The 5814-nt window shown below is 71.2% G+C and carries 8 protein-coding genes; 6 read left to right on the forward strand and 2 right to left on the reverse strand.

The features are described 5' to 3' along the window. A partial coding sequence (locus KBX39_RS20875) for a DUF3027 domain-containing protein (protein WP_210872068.1) occupies positions 1 to 538 on the forward strand: 538 nt, incomplete at its 5' end. A 4-nt stretch (positions 539 to 542) separates the two neighbouring features. Here KBX39_RS20875 and KBX39_RS20880 read toward each other — a convergent pair. Continuing rightward, positions 543 to 806: a DUF2530 domain-containing protein gene (locus tag KBX39_RS20880; protein ID WP_030503567.1), complete on the reverse strand. Its 264-nt coding sequence runs from the start codon at positions 804 to 806 to the stop codon at positions 543 to 545. Positions 807 to 898: 92 nt separating this feature from the next. Between KBX39_RS20880 and KBX39_RS20885 the strand changes: the two genes are divergently transcribed. The 5 genes from KBX39_RS20885 (at position 899) to thpR (ending at position 5399) form a co-directional block, all read left to right on the forward strand. Next, a complete protein-coding gene (locus KBX39_RS20885) occupies positions 899 to 2380 on the forward strand; it encodes an NCS2 family permease (protein ID WP_069088095.1) in 1482 nt (493 codons plus the stop codon). 61 nt (positions 2381 to 2441) lie between these two features. Continuing rightward, positions 2442 to 2891, forward strand: a complete 450-nt coding sequence (locus KBX39_RS20890) for a MarR family winged helix-turn-helix transcriptional regulator (RefSeq protein ID WP_030274920.1) — start codon at positions 2442 to 2444, stop codon at positions 2889 to 2891. A gap of 68 nt (positions 2892 to 2959) precedes the next feature. After that, positions 2960 to 4246 carry an MFS transporter gene (locus KBX39_RS20895; RefSeq protein ID WP_064448807.1) on the forward strand — a complete coding sequence of 429 codons (1287 nt, stop codon included), beginning with the start codon at positions 2960 to 2962 and terminating at the stop codon, positions 4244 to 4246. 75 nt (positions 4247 to 4321) lie between these two features. Next, positions 4322 to 4831 carry a hypothetical protein gene (locus KBX39_RS20900; RefSeq protein ID WP_069089571.1) on the forward strand — a complete coding sequence of 170 codons (510 nt, stop codon included), beginning with the start codon at positions 4322 to 4324 and terminating at the stop codon, positions 4829 to 4831. 4 nt (positions 4832 to 4835) lie between these two features. Next, positions 4836 to 5399: an RNA 2',3'-cyclic phosphodiesterase gene (gene thpR, locus KBX39_RS20905; protein WP_210872071.1), complete on the forward strand. Its 564-nt coding sequence runs from the start codon at positions 4836 to 4838 to the stop codon at positions 5397 to 5399. A gap of 80 nt (positions 5400 to 5479) precedes the next feature. Here the strand turns inward: thpR and KBX39_RS20910 are convergent. Next, positions 5480 to 5814 (reverse strand): aldo/keto reductase (locus KBX39_RS20910; RefSeq protein ID WP_210872073.1); only part of this gene is annotated, 335 nt, incomplete at its 5' end.

Genomic DNA, 5814 nt, shown 5'->3' on the forward strand with positions numbered 1-5814 from the left:
GGGCTGGTTGCCCTGGCAGGAGCGGCTCAAGCCGGGCGACCTGGGCCCGGGCGACCTGCTGCCCACCCCGGCCGACGACGAGCGGCTCGCGCCCGGCTACCTGCTCTCCGACGACCCGGCGGTCGAGGAGACCGCCTGGGAGCTGGGGCTGGGCCGGGCCCGGGTGCTGTCCCGGGAGGGGCGCGCCGAGACCGCCCAGCGCTGGTACGACGGTGACCACGGCCCGGACGCCGCGATCTCGACGGCCGCGCCGGCCGCCGCCCGCTGCGGCACCTGCGGTTTCTACCTGCCGCTGGCCGGGGCGCTGCGACTGGCCTTCGGCGCGTGCGGCAACTTCTACGCGCCCGACGACGGCCGGGTGGTCAGCGCCGACCACGGGTGCGGCGCGCACTCGGAGACGCTTGTGGAGACGCCCGAGACGCCGGTCGAGGAGCTGCCCACCGTCTACGACGACAGCGCGGTCGAGGCCATGACGGTCAGCCGGGCCCCCGGGTCGGTCGAGGCGTCCGAGCCGGCGGAGCCGTACGGCCACCCCTGACCGGTCAGCGCGGCCGCTGCGCGGCGGCCGCGCGTCGGCGACGCCGGTTGGCGTCGTGCCGCATCATCACCGCCAGGCCGGGAAAGCCCCACAGAAAACCGGCCAGGCAGGTCCAGAGCCAGTTCTGACGCCCGGACTCGGTGAGCCAGTCCCGGAAGAAGATCAGTAGCACCAGACCGGCCACCGCCCAGGCGATCAGCCCGGCGACGGCGAACGGCACCATCGGCGGGTCGAGCGGCTCCGGCCGCGGCTGTTGCTCCTGTGACACCGGCCCAGCCTACGTGATCGTTCTTCCCTGCCCGCCAGGTGATCTGGGACGATGCGCGCGACAAAACCCGGCCGATGACCAGATGAGGAACCATGTCCATTGCTCCACCGCCGGATCACGGCACTCCGCCCGATCCCGCGCATCCACGTAACGCCTTCGACCGCTTCTTCCTGATCTCGGCACGCGGGTCCACGCTGAGCCGGGAGCTTCGGGGCGGTTTCGCCACGTTCTTCACGATGGCGTACATCGTGGTGTTGAACCCGCTGATCCTCGGCAGCGGGAAGGACGGCGACGGCCGTTCGCTGGCCATTCCGGCGCTCGCCGCGGCGACCGCGCTGGTCGCCGGCCTGATGACCATCCTGATGGGCGTGGTGGCCCGGTTCCCGATCGCGCTCGCGGCCGGCCTGGGTGTGAACGCGCTCGTCGCGTACGAGATCGCGCCCCAGATGACCTGGGCGGACGCGATGGGCCTGGTGGTCATCGAGGGTGTGCTGATCGGCATCCTGGTGCTCACCGGACTGCGTACCGCGGTGTTCCGGTCGGTGCCGACGCAGCTCAAGACCGCGATCGGCGTCGGCATCGGTCTGTTCCTGACCATCATCGGCCTGGTCGACGCCGGGTTCGTCCGGCGCGTGCCGGACGCCGCGAACTCCACCGTGCCGGTCGGGCTGGGCATCAACGGGAAGATCGTCAGCTGGCCGATGCTGGTCTTCGTGGTCGGCCTGCTGATCACGCTGGTCCTGGTGGTACGCCGGGTCCGGGGCGCGATCCTGATCGGCATCCTCGCCTCCACCGTGCTGGCCATCGTGGTCGAGGCGATCGCCAACGTCGGCCCGTCCTTCGTCGACGGCAAGCCGAACCCGAAGGGCTGGGCGCTGAACGTGCCCGAGCTGCCGAAGCAGATCGTGGACGTGCCCGACCTGTCGCTGCTGGGCCAGTTCAACGTGCTGAACTCGTGGAGCCGGGTCGGCTGGCTGGTGCCGCTGATGTTCATCTTCACGCTGCTGATCACGGACTTCTTCGACACCATGGGCACGATGGTCGCGATCGGCCAGGAAGGGGACATGCTCGACGAGACGGGCACCCCGCCGAAGGCCAAGGAGATCCTGCTCGTCGACTCGATCGCCGCCGCGGCCGGTGGCGCCGCCTCGGTGTCCAGCAACACGTCGTACATCGAGAGCGCCGCAGGTGTCGCGGAGGGCGCCCGGACCGGCGTGGCCAACCTGGTCACCGGCAGCCTGTTCCTGCTGGCCATGTTCCTCGCGCCGCTGTCGTTGATCGTGCCGTTCGAGGCCGCGTCGACGGCCCTGGTGGTGGTCGGCTTCCTGATGATGACGGCGGTCCGCACGATCGACTGGACCGACTACGAGATCGCCATCCCGGCGTTCCTCACCATCGCGCTGATGCCGTTCACCTATTCGATCTCCAACGGCATCGGGGCCGGCGTGATCAGCTTCGTGCTGCTGAAGGTGGCGAAGGGTAAGGCCCGGGAGGTCCACCCGCTCCTGTACGGGGTCGCCGCGCTGTTCATCGTGTACTTCCTGCGCGGGCCGGTCGAGTCCGTGTTGCTCTGACGCTGGTGAGCCTGGTCATAACGCGTGTCGTTAGCCAGGCTCATTAGTTAAGCTAACTACCGTGACGGAGCGGACGGTGACGGCGAAACGCGTGCCACCGGCGCAGCTGGCCCCTCAGCTGCGAGATGCGATCACCCGGCTCAACCGGCGGGTCCGACAGGCCCGGCCGGTCGGCGACCTCACAGTCACCCAGCTGTCGGCGCTCACCAGCCTCAACCTGGCGGGCGCCCTCACACCACGGGAACTCGCTGATGTCGAACGGGTGCAGCCGCCCACGATGACGAAGATCGTCGCGAAGCTGGAGGAGCGGGGCCTCGTGCAACGCACCCCCCACCCGACCGACGGACGGCAGGTCATCCTGGCGGCTACCGAAGGGGGACGGGCCGTACTCGACCAGTTCGAGCGGGCCCGCAACGAGTGGCTGGCCACCCGGCTGGCCGCGCTCACCGAGGACGAACGCGAAACGCTACGGCGCGCCGCGGACATCCTCCAGGGCATCGCTCGCGCCTGACACCGCCGCCCGCGGTTCGCTTCGTCAGCTGTGGATGAAGCGTACCGACGCAAGGAGGCGCACCTAGAGTGCAGGCCAAATTGAGCACGATGTTCCAGTCCCTACGGGTCCGTAACTACCGACTCTTCGCCACCGGGCAGCTGATCAAACTGATCGGCGTCTGGATGATGTTCATCGCCCAGGACTGGCTCGTGCTCGAGCTCAGCGACAACTCGGCGACCGCGCTCGGCGTGGTCACCGCGTTGCAGTTCACGCCCGTACTCCTGCTCACGCTGCTCTCCGGACGGCTCGCCGACCGCTACGACAAGCGGATGCTGCTCTTCGTCGCCAACGCGTTCTGGACCGTGCTCGCGCTGGCCATGAGCGTCCTGGTCCTCACCGGTCTGGTGCAGCTCTGGCACGTCTTCACGTTCGCCGCCCTGCTCGGCGTCTCCAACGCGGTCGAGACACCGGTCCGCCAGGCGTTCGTCTCCGAGCTGGTCGGCATGCCGCTGCTGCCGAACGCGCTCTCGCTCAACGCGGCAGTGTTCAACTCCGCCCGGATCGTCGGCCCCGCCGTCGCCGGCCTGGCCATCGCCGCCGTCGACGTCGGCCCGGTCTTCCTGGTCACCGCGCTCAGCTCGATCGCCCCGCTGGTCAACGTGGTCCGGATGCGTACCGAGGAACTGCACCGCAAGGACCTGCCGCCGGTCGGCGAGCGGGACCAGGCCCGGGTGGTCGACGGCCTCCGGTACGTGGCACGCCGCCCCGACATCCTGCTGCCGATGGTCCTCATGTCGGTGATCGGGATGAGCCTGTTCAACTTCCAGCTCACCCTCGCCGCGCTCGCGAAGACCGTGTTCAACACCGGCGCCGCCTCGTTCGGCCTGTTCAGCACCGCGCTCGCGGCCGGTGCGCTGGTCGGGGCGCTGGCCGGCACCGGACGGCGCAGCCGGCCCTCGGTCTGGCTCGTGCTCGGCGCCGCGATCGGCTGCGCGGTCTTCGGCACGCTCGTCGGGCTCGCCCCGGCGTACTGGCTGGTCGTGGCGCTGCTGCTGCCCGCCGGGTTCTTCATGATCTACTTCGCTCAGGCCGCCAACCAGCGCGTCCAGCTCGGTGTCGACGCCTCCTTCCGGGGACGGGTGATGGCGCTGTGGGTGCTGGTGTTCCTGGGCACCAACCCGGTCGGCGCGCCGCTGATCGGCTGGGTCGCCGAGCACTACGGCGCGGGCGCGAGCATCTGGGCCGGCGGCCTGATCTCGCTGACCGCCGCGCTGCTGGCGCTCACCTGGCAGCTGCGCCGCTCCGGCGCCCGGCTGCGGATGCGGGTGCTCCCGATGCCCCGCTTCTACGTCGTGTCGCCCGGAGCCAAGTAGCCCCGATAGCCGGTCGTACCGGCCCGATTACCCAAACGGGTGGCGGGCCGGTGCGGCAGGGCTTAGCGTCGATGTGTGGAAGTGGGGCAGGGACTGCTGCTGGCGCTGGCGATCCTCGCCGTCTGCTGCCTGCCCGCCCTGTTCGCGCTGCTGTTCTGCGCTGACGAGATCATCGACCGGGTCGCGTGCGGGTGGGCCGAGTGGCGGGAGCAGCGCCGGGAACGCCGTACCATCGCGCGGCTCGACCGGGCCATCGAGGCCGAGGCGCTGACCCGCGACATCGACCTCACCGAGTTCGACCGGGACGGCCGACGGCCGCTGGACCAGCTCGCCACCGACCTGCGCCGCCTCGGCGGCCACCGGCTCGCCGCCGCCGACCGCAGCGTGGTGTGGCACGGCGCGGTCATCGAGGCGTACGACGAACGGCTGCGCGCCGCCTGCCGGGCGCTCGGCATCGACGAGCACCTGGCCGAGCTGGACGGCGTCGACCGGGAGATCGAACGGGTACGTGTCGAAGGGCTGCTGCACGCCGCCGGGCTGACGTTGCCGGCTGCCCGCGCCGCGCACCACCAGCGGCACCGCTGACCTGGTGCGTCTCTTCGCGGCGATCTACCCACCTGCCGTGGCGGTCGAGGACCTGACCGCCCGGATCAAGGGCCTGCGGGTCGCGGCCGCCCGCCACGCCCGGCTGGCCGATCCGGCGGACCTGCACCTCACGCTGGCCTTCCTCGGCGAGGTGCCGGACGTCCGGCTCCCCGACGTGAAGCACGCGCTCGCCTCGGCCGCCCGGACAGCTCGTACCCCACTGCTGCGCCTCGCGGGCGGCGGCAGCTTCGGTCAGGGCCGGTCCACTGTGCTCTGGGTCGACGTACGCGGCGACGTCGAGGCGCTCGACGCGCTCGCCCGCTCGATCCGCGGCGGGCTGCGCGAGGCCGGGCTGCCCTGCGACGACAAGCCGTTCCGGGCGCACCTGACCATCGCCCGCCCCGGCGACCGGGTGCCCGAGGCCGACCTCCACGCCGACCGGGACACCCTCAACGGGTACGCCGGCCCACAGTGGTCGGCCGGTGAGGTGATGCTGACCCGCAGCCACCCGGGCCGTACGCCCCGCCACACGCGCATCGCCGCGTGGGCGCTCGCGCCGGCGCGTTGATGCGGGCGGCGCGTTAATTCGGCGGCGTGTTAAGAAGGGGCCCCTTCTCTACCTGAGGCGTTAAGAAGGGGCCCTTCCTTTCACCAGGCCCAGGCCTCGGGGCCGGGGCCGCCGTTGCCTACGGGCGGGAACAGCTCGTCCAGGCGGGTCAGCGTGGGCTCGTCCAGGTGGACGTCGAGCGCGCCGAGGTTGCGGTCGAGCTGGTCCATCGTGCGCGGGCCGACGATCGGGGCGGTCACGCCCGGACGGGACAGCAGCCACGCCAGCGCCACATCCGCCGGGTCGTGGCCCAGGTCGGCGCAGAGCTTCTCGTACGCCTCGATCGTGCTGCGGTGCTCGGCCAGCGCGTCGGCCGAGCGGCCGGTGGTGCCGCGCGCCGCACTGCCCTCGGCCATCTTGCGGATGATGCCGGAGA

This window comes from Micromonospora sp. D75, from assembly GCF_018070405.1.
Taxonomy (GTDB): Bacteria; Actinomycetota; Actinomycetes; order Mycobacteriales; family Micromonosporaceae; genus Micromonospora; species Micromonospora chalcea.

Bases quoted from the DNA above. Each gene is read 5' to 3' on its own strand.
- KBX39_RS20885 (WP_069088095.1), top strand. From the start codon at position 899: ATGTCCATTGCTCCACCGCCGGATCACGGCACTCCGCCCGATCCCGCG.